The 13,913-nt window shown below is 62.2% G+C and carries 18 protein-coding genes; 7 read left to right on the plus strand and 11 right to left on the minus strand.

Annotation, left to right across the window (positions count from 1 at the left end; all coding sequences use genetic code 11):
• Window positions 1–151: 151 nt before the first annotated feature.
• The gene (locus tag AC07UB_RS08150; RefSeq protein ID WP_492792453.1) at window positions 152–1,327 is read right to left on the minus strand and encodes a vWA domain-containing protein; all 1,176 of its coding nucleotides are present in this window, start codon (window positions 1,325–1,327) and stop codon (window positions 152–154) included.
• 251 nt (window positions 1,328–1,578) lie between these two features.
• Here AC07UB_RS08150 and AC07UB_RS08155 point away from each other — a divergent pair, with 251 nt between their 5' ends.
• The gene (locus AC07UB_RS08155) at window positions 1,579–1,833 is read left to right on the plus strand and encodes a GlsB/YeaQ/YmgE family stress response membrane protein (RefSeq protein ID WP_492792452.1); all 255 of its coding nucleotides are present in this window, start codon (window positions 1,579–1,581) and stop codon (window positions 1,831–1,833) included.
• Window positions 1,834–1,942: 109 nt separating this feature from the next.
• Complete coding sequence (locus AC07UB_RS08160) at window positions 1,943–2,785, plus strand: AAA family ATPase (RefSeq protein WP_492792451.1); 843 nt, start codon at window positions 1,943–1,945, stop codon at window positions 2,783–2,785.
• Between the two features lie 90 nt (window positions 2,786–2,875).
• Here AC07UB_RS08160 and AC07UB_RS08165 read toward each other — a convergent pair whose 3' ends face one another.
• Window positions 2,876–3,199: a hypothetical protein gene (locus AC07UB_RS08165; protein WP_494651427.1), complete on the minus strand. Its 324-nt coding sequence runs from the start codon at window positions 3,197–3,199 to the stop codon at window positions 2,876–2,878.
• Window positions 3,200–3,377: 178 nt separating this feature from the next.
• Here AC07UB_RS08165 and AC07UB_RS08170 point away from each other — a divergent pair, with 178 nt between their 5' ends.
• Window positions 3,378–4,799: an alpha/beta fold hydrolase gene (locus tag AC07UB_RS08170; protein WP_494651425.1), complete on the plus strand. Its 1,422-nt coding sequence runs from the start codon at window positions 3,378–3,380 to the stop codon at window positions 4,797–4,799.
• 469 nt (window positions 4,800–5,268) lie between these two features.
• Here AC07UB_RS08170 and AC07UB_RS08175 read toward each other — a convergent pair whose 3' ends face one another.
• The 5 genes from AC07UB_RS08175 to AC07UB_RS08195 all read right to left on the minus strand — a co-directional run bounded on the left by AC07UB_RS08175 (window position 5,269) and on the right by AC07UB_RS08195 (window position 9,272).
• The gene (locus AC07UB_RS08175) at window positions 5,269–5,859 is read right to left on the minus strand and encodes a GNAT family N-acetyltransferase (protein WP_494651424.1); all 591 of its coding nucleotides are present in this window, start codon (window positions 5,857–5,859) and stop codon (window positions 5,269–5,271) included.
• 152 nt (window positions 5,860–6,011) lie between these two features.
• Window positions 6,012–6,944, minus strand: coding sequence for an SMP-30/gluconolactonase/LRE family protein (locus AC07UB_RS08180; protein ID WP_494651422.1), 933 nt, complete (start codon window positions 6,942–6,944; stop codon window positions 6,012–6,014).
• A gap of 272 nt (window positions 6,945–7,216) precedes the next feature.
• Window positions 7,217–8,182 carry a bifunctional Delta(1)-pyrroline-2-carboxylate/Delta(1)-piperideine-2-carboxylate reductase gene (gene lhpI / locus AC07UB_RS08185; protein WP_494651420.1) on the minus strand — a complete coding sequence of 322 codons (966 nt, stop codon included), beginning with the start codon at window positions 8,180–8,182 and terminating at the stop codon, window positions 7,217–7,219.
• 392 nt (window positions 8,183–8,574) lie between these two features.
• Window positions 8,575–8,826, minus strand: a complete 252-nt coding sequence (locus tag AC07UB_RS08190; protein WP_492792799.1) for a GIY-YIG nuclease family protein — start codon at window positions 8,824–8,826, stop codon at window positions 8,575–8,577.
• A 92-nt stretch (window positions 8,827–8,918) separates the two neighbouring features.
• Window positions 8,919–9,272, minus strand: coding sequence for a hypothetical protein (locus tag AC07UB_RS08195; RefSeq protein WP_494652647.1), 354 nt, complete (start codon window positions 9,270–9,272; stop codon window positions 8,919–8,921).
• A 311-nt stretch (window positions 9,273–9,583) separates the two neighbouring features.
• Between AC07UB_RS08195 and AC07UB_RS08200 the strand changes: the two genes are divergently transcribed.
• From AC07UB_RS08200 to AC07UB_RS08210, 3 genes are all read left to right on the plus strand, one after another.
• Complete coding sequence (locus tag AC07UB_RS08200) at window positions 9,584–10,486, plus strand: dihydrodipicolinate synthase family protein (RefSeq protein WP_494651418.1); 903 nt, start codon at window positions 9,584–9,586, stop codon at window positions 10,484–10,486.
• 26 nt (window positions 10,487–10,512) lie between these two features.
• On the plus strand, window positions 10,513–10,764 hold the full coding sequence (locus AC07UB_RS08205; protein ID WP_492792444.1) for a DUF2188 domain-containing protein: 252 nt from the start codon (window positions 10,513–10,515) through the stop codon (window positions 10,762–10,764).
• A 74-nt stretch (window positions 10,765–10,838) separates the two neighbouring features.
• Window positions 10,839–10,973 (plus strand): hypothetical protein, encoded by a 135-nt coding sequence (locus AC07UB_RS08210; RefSeq protein WP_492792443.1) that lies wholly within the window; start codon window positions 10,839–10,841, stop codon window positions 10,971–10,973.
• A gap of 15 nt (window positions 10,974–10,988) precedes the next feature.
• Here the strand turns inward: AC07UB_RS08210 and AC07UB_RS08215 are convergent, their stop codons facing one another.
• From AC07UB_RS08215 to AC07UB_RS08225, 3 genes are read right to left on the minus strand one after another with little or no spacing between them, the layout of a single operon-like run.
• Window positions 10,989–11,231, minus strand: coding sequence for a DUF3297 family protein (locus tag AC07UB_RS08215; protein WP_494651415.1), 243 nt, complete (start codon window positions 11,229–11,231; stop codon window positions 10,989–10,991).
• 58 nt (window positions 11,232–11,289) lie between these two features.
• Window positions 11,290–11,769, minus strand: coding sequence for a glutathione peroxidase (locus tag AC07UB_RS08220; RefSeq protein ID WP_492792441.1), 480 nt, complete (start codon window positions 11,767–11,769; stop codon window positions 11,290–11,292).
• A gap of 12 nt (window positions 11,770–11,781) precedes the next feature.
• Window positions 11,782–12,075: a hypothetical protein gene (locus tag AC07UB_RS08225; RefSeq protein WP_492792440.1), complete on the minus strand. Its 294-nt coding sequence runs from the start codon at window positions 12,073–12,075 to the stop codon at window positions 11,782–11,784.
• A 274-nt stretch (window positions 12,076–12,349) separates the two neighbouring features.
• Here AC07UB_RS08225 and AC07UB_RS08230 point away from each other — a divergent pair, with 274 nt between their 5' ends.
• Entirely contained in the window at window positions 12,350–13,006 is a 657-nt protein-coding gene (locus AC07UB_RS08230; RefSeq protein ID WP_492792439.1) for a hypothetical protein, read from the plus strand.
• A gap of 110 nt (window positions 13,007–13,116) precedes the next feature.
• On the opposite strand, the gene AC07UB_RS08235 is transcribed toward AC07UB_RS08230, so the two are convergent.
• Complete coding sequence (locus AC07UB_RS08235) at window positions 13,117–13,890, minus strand: fumarylacetoacetate hydrolase family protein (RefSeq protein ID WP_494651414.1); 774 nt, start codon at window positions 13,888–13,890, stop codon at window positions 13,117–13,119.
• Between the last annotated feature and the right edge of the window lie 23 nt (window positions 13,891–13,913).

A 13,913-nucleotide genomic window follows, 5' to 3' on the forward strand; every position in this document is an offset into this window, starting at 1 on the left:
GTCGTCCCCGCGAAGACCGAGAATAGTATCTCCGTCATTCCGGAGCGCGAGCTTTTGCGAGCGAACCCGGAATCCAGTAGTCGGCCCGATGAACTCTTCGAGATTCCGGGCCCGCGCAAAGAGCGCGTCCCGGAATGACAATGCGGAGAACCTACCGCGTCAATTCCTTCATCGCGCCTTCGAGGCCCTCAAGCGTCAGCGGGAACATGCGTTCATTGAACGCCCGGCGGATGATCGTTGTGGACTCCGAATAGTCCCAGTGCTTGCGCGCGACGGGATTGAGCCAGACCGCGTGCGGATAGGTCCGCGTTACCCGCTCCAGCCAGACCGAGCCCGGCTCCTCGTTGACGTGCTCGACCGAACCGCCCGGCACCACGATCTCATACGGCGACATCGAAGCGTCGCCGACGAACACGACCTTATAGTCGTGCGGGTACTTGTGCAGAATATCCCAGGTCGGCGTGCGGTCGGTGAAGCGCCGCCGGTTGCTCTTCCACACGCCCTCATAGAGGCAGTTGTGGAAGTAGAAATATTCCATGTGCTTGAACTCGGTCTTCGCCGCCGAGAACAGTTCCTCGACCTGCTTGATGTGACCGTCCATCGAGCCACCGATATCGAAGAAGATCAGGACCTTCACCGCGTTGCGCCGCTCCGGGCGCATGTGCACATCGAGGTAGCCGTGGTTCACGGTTTCCTTGATCGTGGTGTCGAGATCGAGTTCGTCCGGCGCACCGGTGCGCGCGAACTTGCGCAGGCGGCGCAGCGCCACCTTGATGTTGCGGATGCCGAGTTCGACGTTGCCGTCGAGATCCTTGAACTCGCGCTTGTCCCAGACCTTGACCGCGGAGAAGTTGCGGTTCTTCTCCTGGCCGATGCGGATGCCCTCGGGATTGTAGCCGTTGGCGCCGAAGGGAGATGTGCCGCCGGTGCCGATCCACTTGTTGCCGCCCTCGTGGCGTTTCTTCTGTTCCTCGAGGCGCTTCTTGAGGGTCTCCATGAGCTTGTCCCAGCCCATGGCCTCGATCTGTTTCTTCTCTTCCTCGGTGAGATATTTCTCGGCCGCCTTGCGCAGCCACTCCGCCGGGATCTCGGCTTTCTCCATGGCGTCGAGCAGGCTTTCCAGCCCCTTGAACACCGTGCCGAACACGCGGTCGAACTTGTCGAGATTGCGCTCGTCCTTCACCAGCGAAGTGCGCGCGAGATAATAAAAATGCTCGACGCTCTGATCCGCGAGGTTGGCGTCGAGCGCCTCCATCAGCGTCAGATACTCGCGCAGCGTGACCGGAACCTGCGCGTCGCGCAGCGATGTGAAGAATTGCAGGAACATGTGTCTTAAATCGCCCGCGCCCATCCCCCCGTCAAGGGTTCGCCCCGTTCGCTGGGCGGGAAACCCTCCCCCGCAATGCTGGATTGCGTTCAAAAACAGCACTAGCCCCCGCTAGCGCCCCGTGCCATTTCATTTAAACTGTTGTTTGACGCCACCGGACCGCTCCAGCCGGAGACGATTCGCGGCGTTGACCGGGGACGCGATGGTTCCGGCGACGGACGCAATCGCGTTTAAAACAAGGGGTGTCGTTCATGGGCATTGAATCCATTATCGTTTGGCTGATCGTCGGCGCGATTGCCGGCTGGCTGGCCGGGTTGATCGTGAAAGGCGGCGGCTTCGGCCTGCTCGGGAACATCGTTATCGGCATCATCGGCGCGGTCGTCGCAGGCTGGCTGCTGCCGCAACTCGGCATCAATCTCGGCACCGGCATTGTCCGCGCCATCATCAACGCAGCCATTGGCGGCGTCATCGTTCTGGTCATCCTGTCATTGATCCGGCGGGCCTGACGAACTAAGCAGTTTTGGAAGCGACCGCCTCACAAAGCGGTCGCTTCTTGTTTGACGACACGGCGGCGGCATTCACTCCAGAGACAAAAAAATCACAAGGCAGACTTCGATGAAATTTACCGGCACCAAGAATTACGTCGCCACCGATGATCTGAAAGTCGCGGTCAACGCCGCGATCGTACTCGAACGCCCGTTGCTGGTGAAGGGCGAGCCCGGCACCGGCAAGACCGTGCTGGCCGAGGAAGTCGCGCAGGCGCTCGATGCGCCGCTGCTGACCTGGCACATCAAGTCCACAACCAAGGCGCAGCAGGGCCTCTACGAATACGACGCGGTGTCGCGGCTGCGCGACAGCCAGCTTGGCGATCCGCGCGTGTCCGACATTTCCAACTACATCAAGCGCGGCAAGCTGTGGGAGGCATTCACCAGCGCGAAGCGCCCAGTGCTGCTGATCGACGAAATCGACAAGGCCGACATCGAATTCCCGAACGACCTCTTGCTCGAACTCGACCGGATGGAATTCCACGTCTACGAGACCGGCGAAACCATCAAGGCGGCACAGCGCCCGATCATCATGATCACCTCGAACAACGAGAAGGAACTGCCGGACGCGTTCCTGCGCCGCTGTTTCTTCCACTACATCAAGTTCCCCGACATCGACACCATGAACGCCATCGTGGAAGTCCACTTCCCCGACATCAAGAAGCGCCTGGTGCAGGAAGCCATGAAGATCTTCTTCGAGGTGCGCGACGTGCCGGGCCTCAAGAAGAAGCCGTCGACCTCGGAGCTGCTCGACTGGCTCAAGCTCTTGCTCAACGAGGAGATGACGGTGGAGCAGCTCCGCGAACGCGATCCGCGCAAGCTGATCCCGCCGCTGCATGGCGCGCTGCTCAAGAACGAGCAGGACGTCCATCTGTTCGAGCGGCTGGCGTTCCTGAGCCGCCGGGAAGTTTAAGGCGGCGTCTCAATCGCCAAGTTGAATCAAGGCGAGAGAGCCCCGGCTCTCTCGCTTTTTCGATTCCGGGATTGATTTCAGACCTGCGAATTAGAACGGCACGCCGGCGCCGGCGCGGAATGCGCCGCTGCGTCCGTCATCGACGCCAACTGCGCCCTTCAGAATAACGGTCTTGTCGCCCACGCGAACGCCTAAGCCGCCGTTCCAGTCGCCGCCTACACCTGCCGAACCGTTGAGCGCCGAATAAGGATTCGCGCCGCCACCTGCGACGGTTCCAGCGGCGCCTCCCAGCACAGATCCCGCCACACCACCCGCTGCGCCGGTGACCCGGCTCGGAACCGATTGCGCCTGGGCACCAGAGGCGAACACCAGGGCAACGCAAATCACCCCATGCCTCAATGCAGATACCAACATGCTGGAACCCCCATGACCATCGAAACCAAACCGTGTCAGGAGTTTCACCCCAGAATGACGACAATTTCAATGTTCCATGTTCAAAGAAAATCCGCGTCGGCCAGTCAGCGCTCGAAGCAGCGATCCCACACTGGCCACTGCCGCCCGGCCCGCCTAAACTGGCCGCCTCGGATGCGAGGTGACCGTGACCAAAAAGCACGTCGATCGCCGCCTGGCCGCCATTTTCGCCGCGGACGTCGCCGGCTATAGCCGGCTGATGGGCGCTGACGAGGAAGGCACCCACGCACAATTGAAGGCGCACCGCCACGACCTGATCGACCGGCGGATCAAGAAGCACCGCGGACGCATCATCAACACCGCCGGCGATGGATTGCTGGCGGAATTCGCCAGTGCGGTCGACGCGGTGCGGTGCGGAGTCGAAATCCAGCGCGCGATGATCGAGCGAAACGCGAACGTGCCCGCCGAGAGCCGGCTCGAATTCCGCATCGGCATCAACATCGGCGACGTGATCGGGGATGGCAGCGAAATCTTCGGTGACGGCGTCAATGTCGCAGCCCGGCTGGAGAGTATCGCGCCGAGCGGCGGCATCTGTATTTCCCGGCAGGTGCTCGACCAGATCGAGGGCAAGCTCAGGCTTCAGTTCCGCGAGATGGGTCGCCAGAACCTGAAGAACATCGCACGGCCGATCGAGGTCTTTGCGATCGATCTTCATGACGGCGCATCCAAGGCGGCGCGCATCCTGACCGGCGCGAACCTCAAGCAGGAGATCCGCTATTGCAGGGCCGCCGATGGCGTCCGGCTGGCTTTTGCGAAGGTCGGCAACGGCCCGCCCTTGCTGCGAACGGCGCACTGGCTGGGACATCTCGAATACGACTGGGAGCTGCCGATCTTTCGCCGCCTCCTGCTCGAGCTGGCCTCGACCTTCTCGCTGGTCCGCTTCGACGCGCGCGGCAACGGGCTGTCGGATTGGGATGTCGGCAACATCTCGCTGGATCACTGGGTGAGCGATATGGAGAGCGTCGCAGACGCGGCGGGCCTCGACCGGTTTCCGATATTGGCGTTGTCGCAGGGATGCGCGGTCGCGATCGCGTTCGCGATCCGGCATCCGGAACGGGTGTCCCATCTGATCCTGTATGGAGGGTTTGCCGCCGGCATCTACAAAAGCCCGAACGTGACGCCCGCTGCGCGCGAGCAGTTCGACGCGATGAAAACGCTGATGAAGCTCGGCTGGGGCGCGAACCAGCCAACCTTCCGCCAGCTCTTCACGGCGTCGATGATCCCGACCGCGACGAAGGAACAGATGGACGCCTTCAACGAGGCCCAGCGCGTCAGCGCGTCGGCGGAGTGCGCCGTCAGATATCTGGAAACTGTTATAAATTTCGACGTCCGCGATCTGCTGCCCCAAGTCAAGGTACCCACCCTCGTCATGCATGTCCGCGATGACAGCAGAGTGCCGATTGCGTCTGGCCGCGAGATGGCGGCAGCCATTCCCGGTGCGCGGTTCGTCACGCTGCCCGGCAAAAACCATATCCCGCTCGAACAGGACCCCAGCCTGCCGATCTTTCTCGACGAGGTTCGCAGATTCCTCGGCAGCACCTAGCCGCGCCTGACCCGCTCACATTCTGCGGCGGAGCTTTTCCCGGTGCATGACGACAAGATGAGATCGCAGGCCGTAGCCGACGCCGATGCCTGCGGCGAACGCCAGGACAAGAAGAAATGCGGCCTCGGACATGGGCACCTCGCAAATGAGGGCCGCCGGACGCAGTATACCGGCCGACGGCCCCGCCGTGCTGGTTGCGGACGGGGGCAATTGTCCGCGATCGAACGTTAGTCCGACGGCATGCGCGCGCAATGACAGTTGTATTTAAACCTTAATGTCCGCTGCGCGGGTTAATTCTGGAACCGGGCTTGCTGCAATTGCAGCGTCATCCTGAGGTGCGCGTTCTTGCTTGCGGGCCTCGAAGGATGGCGACACTCACCAGAACTGTCATCCTTCGAGGCTCGCCGAAGTCGGCTCGCACCTCAGGATGACGCATCGCGCAGCATTCGCCCGCTCACGCTGCCGGCTGTTACCGCGCCTTCTCCAGCTGATACGTCAGATGCGCTTTCACCGTCGGCCATTCGGACGCGATGATGCTGTAGACCACCGTGTCGCGCAGCGTGCCGTTTCCCGCGATCTGGTGATTGCGCAGGATGCCGTCCTGTTTCGCCCCCAGTCGCTCGATACCGCGCCGCGACTGGTGATTGAAGAAGTGCGTGCGGAATTCCACCGCGATGCAGTCCAGTTGTTCAAACGCATGGGTGAGCAGCAGCAGCTTGCATTGCGTGTTGAGCGGCGTTCGCTGAACCCGCGCCGCGTACCAGGTCGAGCCGATCTCGACGCGGCGGTTGGCGGCATCCACATTCATGTAGGTCGACATGCCGGCGATGTTGCCGGCCGCGTCCTTCACCGTAAATGGCAGCATCGCGCCGCTGGCCTGCAAGCCCAGACGCCGCTCGATCTCGGTCTGCATCTTTTCGGGCGCAGGGATTGACGTGTACCAGAGCTTCCACAACTCGCCGTCCTTCACAGCATCAATCAGCCCGTCGCGATGGGACAGCGACAGCGGCTCAAGCCGCGCGTGAGGGCCGGTTAAGGTAACTGATTCAAGCCAAGGCATGTATGCTTCCCTTTGCCGGTCGATCATCTGCTCCCTCTCCCCGCTTGCGGGGAGAGGGTTGGGGTGAGGGGCATTTCAGTATTGGAGAAAACGCCCCTCACCCGACCGCGTTGCGGTCGACCTCTCCCCGTAAGAACGGGGCGAGGTAAGAGTCACTTGTTCAGAAAATTCAGCGGCAACCCGCCGCGCGGCCAGTCCATCGCCACCAGTTCGCCCTTGCCGGACAGCGTGATATAGGCGGTCTTCAAATCCGGCCCGCCGAACGCGATGTTGGTGGTGACGTTGTCGCCGGTCGGCACCTGCTCGACCAGTTTGCCGTCCGGCGCGATCACCGAGATGCAGCCCGTGATCAGCGTCGCGACACAGATGTTGCCGGAGGCTTCCACCGCGAGCGAGTCGAACATCTGGTAGCCGCCGAGACCCGCGAGCGGCTTGCCCATCTCGCCGCGATAGATCACAGGACCGGCCTTCACTTCACCGGGATTGCCGATATCGAACGCCCACAGCCGCGCGGTCGGCGTCTCGGCGACATAGACGGTCTTTTCATCCGGCGAAATGCCGACGCCGTTGGCGGGCAGCAGCGGATGCACCGCCTCGATCACTTCGGTCGCATTCGGCTTCATGTAATAGAGCGCGCCGACATCCATGTCGCGCGGGCGGCGCTTGCCGAGGTCGGTGAACCACAGCCCACCCTGCCTGTCGAACACCAGATCGTTCGGCCCTTTCAGCGGATGCTCGCCGCAATGGGTGAACAGCGTTTCGATCTTGCCGCTTTGCAGATCCACCCGCTGCAACGAACCGCCGATATATTCCGACGGGCGCGGCGCGCCGGGCATCAGATTGCCGCGCGGACCGGGCGCCCACGAGAAGCCGCCGTTGTTGCAGATGTACATCTTGCCGTCGGGGCCCAGTGCCGCGCCATTCGGCCCGCCGGGAATTTTCGCGATGGTCTCCTTGCGCCCGTCGGGATAAACGCGCGTCAGCTTCTGGGCGCGGATTTCCACCAGCACCACCGAGCCGTCGGGCATCACCACCGGTCCTTCGGGGAATTCGAGACCGGTTGCGAGCACGCGAAGATTTGACATGGAGACCTCCCGGACGAGTATTTTTGATTTTTGAGGCGCGAAACCTAGCGCGCGGTTTTGCCGATGACCAGCGCGCGGGCGCAGGGCTGGCTTGTCGGACGCCGAGGCGATCAGAGCGTTAGTTCACTGCGTCGTCCCCGCGAAAGCGGGGACCCATAACCACCGACCCGTCTATTCAAGACGGAAGCCAACCCCGCACACCATCGCAAGATGACAGGGATTATGGGTCCCCGCTTTCGCGGGGACGACATCGGATGTGTGGCTCAAACGCACTAGAGCCGCTCAATATTGAAATCCCGGTACACCAATCCCGCCGCCGCGATGTCCGACAGCGCGTTGCCGACCGCCTTGAAGACGGTGATCTCCTTGTCGCTCGCCCTGCCCTTGCGCTCGCCGCGGCACAGTTCGGCAACCGAACCGGCGACGTCATCGGCCTTGATGACGCTGTCGCGGATCGGATCGAGCAGTTCGCCGCTTTCCTTCAGCGCGTCATAGGTATCGAGCCAGACGCGGCCTTTGCGAAATACCTCATCGTCCGCCTCGCGCATGAACGGCGTGAAGCTGCCGATCAGGTCGAGGTGCACGCCCGGCTTCAGCCATGCGCCCTTGATGACCGGCCGCTCGGCCAGCGTCGCGCAGCTCACGATGTCCGCCTCGCCCACCGCCCGCTCAAGGTCCTGCACCACATGGGCGTCGATGCCCTTGGCGCGCAGGTCGAACACCAGCCGCGCGGCGCCGGCCTCGTTGATATTCCACACCGCGACTTTTCCGATCGGCCGCACCGCGCGGAACGCATCCGCCGCAAGGCTCGCGATGCGGCCTGAACCGACCACCAGCAGCTTTGTTGCATCCTTGCGCGCGAGAAAATCCGCGCCGAGCGCGGCAATCCCCGCCGTTCGCCGCGACGTGATCTCGTTGCCGTCGATCAGCGCGATATGCTGCCCGGTTTCGCCGTCACACAGCAGATAGCTCGAGAACAACCCCGGCAGCGCGCGCTTGCCGTTCTCCGGAAAAATGGTGACGATCTTGATGCCGATGAAGGCTCGCTGCCATGCCGGCATGATCAGGATGGTCGCGGTCGAGCCATCCGGCTGCGGCATGAAATGATGATGTCGCAGCGGCACGTCGGCGCCCACTGTAAAAGCCTCGCGCAGCGCCGCGATCAGTCGATCGAACGGCAGGCTGGCGCGGGTCTGAGCTGCGTCGATCACGACGGGGGATGCGGTGGCCGGGGTCACTTCGCGATGTCTCCAGGTCCCAAATGAAAAGCTACATTGAAAAGCTACATTAATGTCTATCTGCGAAACTGTCTCCAAGGGAGGAATTCGCCTTGGACGATTCATTTTTAATCAGATGCACGAAGTGCAAGGGAAGCTTCCGGGACAAGGCGCGGAGAATCCAAAATGGATATTCCCGGCAATGCCCCATGTGCGAACGTGTTCTGTTCTTCGAAGAGGGCACGCCGGACAAGAATGTCCAAAAAGCACTCGTCGAAGCGAGACAGTTGCGAAAAGCGCTCCGCGAATACGAGGCTCCCAAACGATCGGCGCCGTTCAAGTTCGGGCGATAAACACGTTGAGATTTTCCATGAATCTCACGTAAGTCCTGCCTGCCTCGCGCTTACACTCATTCAAGATACAGTCTGCGCCGTCCGCACCGCGTCCATCAGTTTCTTCCGGAATGCGCGGTCACGCTTGAGATGCCATTCGCGGCTCATGGCGGCGTTGCGCGTTTTGAAAGCCTCGGTGTGCAGCAGCGTCCAGACCCGTCCACGCGTCGAGCGCGCGCCGGTGCCCGCATTGTGCTTGCCGAGCCGCAGCGCGACGTCGTTGGTCCAGCCCACATAGGACGAGTAGCGGCCCTTGTGGAAACACCCGAGCACATAGACGAACGCAACGGGTTTGGATTTTGCCGCGCGTACTTTTGCTGCACGCGGTTTGGCCTTCGCTGCGCGAGGCTTGGCCACCGCCCGCTTCACTTCGCGGGCGAACCATTCGCCGGCGCTTTCGGCGCATCCTTCGCCGGCTCCGCAGGCTTCTTGCCCTGCGCCTGAACCTGCCCCTGCAACTGCGCGACGGTGTTCTGCAAACCGATCACGGCGGCCTTCAGCGCATCGATCTGCCGGTTGGCGGCATCGATCTTCTGCTGGCTCTCCAGCGAGGCCTTGGTCAGCGAGGCTTTCAGGAAATTGACGTTGCTTTGCAGGCAGCCGGTGCGGCGCTCCATGGTCTTTTCGGCGGTGCAGATCTCGATGCCGGGCACGTCCTGCGCCAGCGCGCCGCCCGCCGTCAGCGACAGCAGCCCCGCAAACATCATCCGCTTCATCATGCCGAACCTCATCGTTGCCGTGTCCGTATCGTGCGGCGTCGCGGCTTCCGGCGCAAACTGTCTCATAACGTGACGGCCATGCCGGTGCGGCGGTTGCCAAAAATTGCAAAGCCTTAAGCTTTGGAACGCGAGTGGAACGAAACGCGCCCGAATCAGCGATTCATACCATGAGCGGCTTTGTTCGCACCGACATCTTGTGTCGCAGCCGCGCATCGTGTCCAGATCAAGCGACGCCATTCGCCAAACATCCGCAAGATGTGCTTCAATCGTTAACGCCAACCGCAAGACCAATAACAAGAGTGACCCCCACAATGACCGACCTGCATGGTGTGTTTCCCTACCTCGTCTCCCCGATCACTGCCGACGGCGCCATCAAGACCGATGTTCTGGGCAGGCTCTGCGACGATCTCATCAAGTCCGGCGTCCATGGTCTGACGCCGCTGGGATCGACCGGCGAGTTCGCCTATCTGTCCGCTGCGCAGCGCACGACGGTGGTGAAGGCGACGGTGGAAGCCGCCGCAAGGCGCGTGCCGGTGGTCGCGGGCGTGGTCTCGACCTCCACCGCCGACGCAGTGGCGCAGGCGAAATCGTATCAGGCGCTCGGCGCGGACGGCATTCTGGCGATTCTCGAAGCTTATTTCCCGGTGAAGGACGCGCAGGTCGAGGCGTATTTCCGCGCCATCGCCGACGCGGTCGATATTCCGGTGGTGATGTACACCAATCCGAATTTCCAGCGCTCGGATCTCACGCTCGATGTCATCGCGCGGCTCGCGGAACATCCGCGCATCGTCGGCATCAAGGATGCCTCGAACAACACCGGCCGCCTGCTGTCGATCATGAATCGCTGCGGCGACAAGCTGAAAGTCCATGCAGCATCCGCGCATATCCCCGCCGCCGTCATGCTGATCGGCGGCGTCGGCTGGATGGCGGGCCCGGCCTGCATCGTGCCGCGCGAAAGCGTGCAACTCTATAACCTGTGCAAGGCCGGACGCTGGGACGAGGCGATGACGCTCCAGCGCAAGCTCTGGCGCATCAACGAGGTGTTCGCGCGGTTCAATCTCGCCGCCTGTATCAAGGCCGGGCTTGAAACCCAGGGTTACGCCGTCGGCGATCCGGTCCCGCCGCAGGCGCCCCTGACCGCCGAGGAACGCAAGATCGTCGAAGGCGTGTTGCGCGGGTTGGATTCCGCAAAACCGGCCATATCTACGGTCTAGTCAGGCCGCGAACCGAGGGTGCCAGCATGGTCAAGGTCGTTTACGAGGTGGTCGAGCACGATGGTGGCTGGGCTTACAAGTTCAACAACGTGTTTTCGGAGACCTTTCCGACCCATGAGGCCGCCCGCGCCGCGGCCGCCCGCGCCGCCGCCGAGCAGCGCGTGCCGGGCCGGACCGAAACGATCCAGTTCGAGGACGGTCAGGGCAACTGGCGCGAGGAAACCGCGCGGGGCAACGACCGGCCGGTCACCGAGGTGGTGGACAAAAAGACGCGGTAGCCGGGTTTAATTTGCGGCTCCCTGCGATCAGCGGAGCGATTGCAAGACGCTGCGGGGCCGTTTAGAAAGCCGCCATGGGCGTCGCAAGATCATTGCAGAACTGGCTGGATTCGCACGGGCTGGGCGCGATCATCGCCGCCGTGCTCGGCGTCATTGTCACGCTGGCGGTGATACTCGTGGTCGGCGGGTACTGGTACGTGACGCCGTAGGCGCGCGATCCAATCCTACTTCGCATCCCGGAAATACGGCTCGACGTCGCCGGTCAGCTTCATGGTCACCGGATTGCCGTGACGGTCCTTCGACGAACCCACCGCCACGCGCACCCATTTCTCGCTGACGCAGTATTCCTCGACGTTGTTTTTCTCGATGCCCTTGAAACGGATGCCGACATCGCGCGACAGCACCTCGGCGTTGTAATAGGGGCTGTTGGGATCGGTGGAGAGGCGGTCGGGCAGCTGGTCGGTCATGATCTCTTGTCCTGGTCTCATATCCTGAAGTGATGTCCTGAAGTAACAGTGTCCTGCTCTACAGCAGTTGTTCGATTTCTTTGGTCAGCGCCTGCGGCGGCGTGGTCGATCCGTGCCGCGCCACGACATTGCCGCTGCGATCCACCAGGAACTTGGTGAAGTTCCATTTGATCGCGGTCGAGCCGAGAAATCCCGGCTTCTGCTTTTTCAGATGCTCGAACAGCGGCAGCGCATTGTCGCCGTTCACGTCGACCTTGCCGAACATCGGAAACGTCACGTCATATTTCGTCGAACAGAACTCCGCGATCTGCTGCGCGCTGCCCGGCTCCTGTCCGCCGAACTGGTTGCAGGGAAATCCCAGCACCGAAAAACCGCGCGGCCCGAGTGTGCGCTGCAGTTCCTCGAGTTGCTGATACTGCGGCGTGAACCCGCACGCGCTCGCCGTGTTGACGATCAGCAGCACCTTGCCCTCGAAGGCCTTGAGCGGAAGCTCCTCGCCCTCCAGCGTCGCCGCCTTGAAATCGTAAACCGTCGTCACGGGTGTCGCTCCTTACGTCCGAAAGCCGCCCTTTTGCTGATCGGCGAGCCAGTCGGAGAGTTTCGCGGGCGCTGCCGCCTTGGTCTTTTTCGGAGCCGCACCCTTCTTCTTCACCGGAACCGCAGGCGCGGCGGCCGCTTCAGCCGCCTCCCTGGCGAGACGCAGCGCGCGCAGCTTTTCCATGTTGGCGCGCATGGCGCGGCCTTCGGCGTCGTATTGCGCCATCGCCTTCTCGCCTTCGCGCGCGCTGGTCTGCTTCTTCTCGAATTGCGCCTGACCGTTCGGTGTCCGCGTTTTCTCACTCATTGTTGCTCTCCGAATGGGGCATGATCCCGGAAAATGGAAACCGGCTTCGGACGAAATCATGCTCAAAACATCACACAAATCAGCGTCCAGCGGTTCCCTTTAGCCGATCCGGAATAGGATGTCTCCCCGCGCTGCGACAGCCGCCGCAAAGGGCCGGTTTACCCAATATCGGCAAACTGCGCGCCACGCCCCGCAGGATTTGGTAGCTTTGGAAAGCCACAATTATTCGGCATTTTGGCCCTAACGCGACGGGTTTCCGCAACAGAGCAAACGCTTGGCGATCAGGACAACATATCTGGTGCTGATAGGCGCGGCCGGCATCGCAGCCGGCGTCGGCGGCTGGCTGCTCGGTGATCAGTTGTTCTTCCAGCGCGCGTCGGCGTCGCTGACGCCCGGCGAATCGGTTTTCGATTCGCGCTATCCGGTCTCGAACGTGACGATGAAGCAGGACCGCGTGATCGTCTCTCCTCGCCCGCCGGAGCCCGAAGCCGGCCCGCCGAACGACATGTACGAGACCGCACGCGCGTGGATCAACGCCCCGGTCACGCTGCCGCGCTCGGTGACCGCGCGAGCCGAAAAGCCGTCGCGGCTGTTCCTCAACGATACGCAGATCGCGGGCATCAAGAAGCGGCTGAACCTCACCGCCGCGCAGCAGAAATACTGGCCGCCGGTCGAGAGCGCGATGCGCGAGGTCACGCTGCAGATCGAGGACTACCAGAAGCGCATGAAGAAATCGCGTGACGATTCGTTCGACACCGACAGCCCCGCGATCCAGCGCCTGAAGACCGCGACCCGCGCGCTCTACGCGCAGCTCAACGGCACGCAGAAGAATGACATTTCGCTGCTGGTGCGCATGGCCGGGCTTGGTCCGGCCTTCGCCGAACTGACCGGCACCAAGGTGACGAAGAACGAGCCGGAAAATTCGCGGTGAGACTCACAACGTCATTGCGAGCGAAGCGAAGCAATCCAAACTTCGGACATGCAAGAAAAATGGATTGCTTCGTCGCAATTGCTCCTCGCAATGACGGCGAATAATCGTCCCTAATTCCGGTACTCGTTGCTCAACTCGCCGATGCCGTCGATCGCGACCACGACGGTGTTCACCGGATCCTTCATCGCACCGACGCCCAGTGACGTGCCGCAGGCGATGATGTCGCCCGGCAGCAGCGTCATGTCGTGCGAGATCTTGCTGACCAGTTCCTGCGCCGAGAAGATCATGTCCGAAATCTTGTAGGACTGCCGCTCCGCGCCGTTAAGGATCGTGCGCACCGTGAGCGTCGCCGGATCGATGCCTGTGACGATGGCGGGGCCGAACGGACAGAAATCGTCGAAGCCCTTGGCGCGCGCCCACTGCGCAAAGGTCGCGTCCTTGCCGATGATATCGGCGGCGGTGATATCGTTGACGCAGGTGTAGCCGTGAATGTAAGCCCCCGCCTCCGCGACGGAGACGTTGCTGCATGTCCTGCCTATCACGATGGCGAGTTCGCCCTCATAGACCACCTTGCCGTCGTAGGACTTCGGCCGCCGCACCACGGCGTTGGGCGCGGTGACGGTGGTCGGCGCTTTTAACAGATACAGCGGCTCGGCGGGTTCGGCGACATTCAGCTTCGCCGCCAGCGCGTGAAAATTATTCCACAGCGCGATGACCTTCGACGGCGTGCAGGGCGCCAGCAGTTCGACATCCGCCAGCGTCAGCCGCTTGCCGTTGGCCTTCGGGCTCTCGAACATGTCGCCGTGATGCACGACGATGTCCTGGCCCGACAGCGTGCCGAAACCGGTCTGGTCCTGATGGCGAAAGCGAATCCACTGCGTCACGGTTGAAACTCCAGATGAAAAGA

It is taken from the genome of Afipia sp. GW821-FHT04G03 (genome assembly GCF_059419985.1).

What these genes read in the sequence shown, in the direction of transcription:
- AC07UB_RS08150 (WP_492792453.1), bottom strand. Translation starts at nt 1,327, where the DNA reads ATGTTCCTGCAATTCTTCACATCGCTGCGCGACGCGCAGGTTCCGGTC.
- AC07UB_RS08155 (WP_492792452.1), top strand. Translation starts at nt 1,579, where the DNA reads ATGGGCATTGAATCCATTATCGTTTGGCTGATCGTCGGCGCGATTGCC.
- AC07UB_RS08160 (WP_492792451.1), top strand. Translation starts at nt 1,943, where the DNA reads ATGAAATTTACCGGCACCAAGAATTACGTCGCCACCGATGATCTGAAA.
- AC07UB_RS08165 (WP_494651427.1), bottom strand. Translation starts at nt 3,199, where the DNA reads ATGTTGGTATCTGCATTGAGGCATGGGGTGATTTGCGTTGCCCTGGTG.
- AC07UB_RS08175 (WP_494651424.1), bottom strand. Translation starts at nt 5,859, where the DNA reads ATGCCTTGGCTTGAATCAGTTACCTTAACCGGCCCTCACGCGCGGCTT.
- AC07UB_RS08180 (WP_494651422.1), bottom strand. Translation starts at nt 6,944, where the DNA reads ATGTCAAATCTTCGCGTGCTCGCAACCGGTCTCGAATTCCCCGAAGGA.
- AC07UB_RS08195 (WP_494652647.1), bottom strand. Translation starts at nt 9,272, where the DNA reads ATGATGAAGCGGATGATGTTTGCGGGGCTGCTGTCGCTGACGGCGGGC.
- AC07UB_RS08200 (WP_494651418.1), top strand. Translation starts at nt 9,584, where the DNA reads ATGACCGACCTGCATGGTGTGTTTCCCTACCTCGTCTCCCCGATCACT.
- AC07UB_RS08205 (WP_492792444.1), top strand. Translation starts at nt 10,513, where the DNA reads ATGGTCAAGGTCGTTTACGAGGTGGTCGAGCACGATGGTGGCTGGGCT.
- AC07UB_RS08210 (WP_492792443.1), top strand. Translation starts at nt 10,839, where the DNA reads ATGGGCGTCGCAAGATCATTGCAGAACTGGCTGGATTCGCACGGGCTG.
- AC07UB_RS08215 (WP_494651415.1), bottom strand. Translation starts at nt 11,231, where the DNA reads ATGACCGACCAGCTGCCCGACCGCCTCTCCACCGATCCCAACAGCCCC.
- AC07UB_RS08225 (WP_492792440.1), bottom strand. Translation starts at nt 12,075, where the DNA reads ATGAGTGAGAAAACGCGGACACCGAACGGTCAGGCGCAATTCGAGAAG.